This is a genomic window from Herbaspirillum lusitanum P6-12, from assembly GCF_000256565.1.
In the GTDB taxonomy this organism is placed as follows: domain Bacteria; phylum Pseudomonadota; class Gammaproteobacteria; order Burkholderiales; family Burkholderiaceae_D; genus Herbaspirillum; species Herbaspirillum lusitanum.
Genome location: NZ_AJHH01000267.1, coordinates 1 through 212, shown reverse-complemented (window position 1 = coordinate 212; position 212 = coordinate 1). Strand labels below are relative to the sequence as shown.

General features: G+C 67.0%; 1 protein-coding gene. It reads right to left on the bottom strand.

Features of this window, described 5'->3' with window-relative positions; genetic code table 11:
* Positions 1-212, bottom strand: a 212-nt coding sequence (locus tag HLUSI_RS27715; protein ID WP_040503290.1) for a bifunctional adenosylcobinamide kinase/adenosylcobinamide-phosphate guanylyltransferase, incomplete at both ends; no start/stop codon positions are given.

Genomic DNA, 212 nt, shown 5'->3' with positions numbered 1-212 from the left:
GGTGCAATTCGGGATAGCCGCCGGGCAGGTATATGACAGCCAGACGGTCAGGCAATCCACCAGCACGACGTTGCCGGGGCGGCTGGCGCGTGCGATGGCGTCGCCCAGCGCGAGTTGTTCTTCCACGGTTTCCCAATGGGCGTATTGGGCGCTGCGCTGTTGCCGGTGCAAGGCGATGCGCGCCGCCATTTCATCGTCGCCGACGGCGGGCC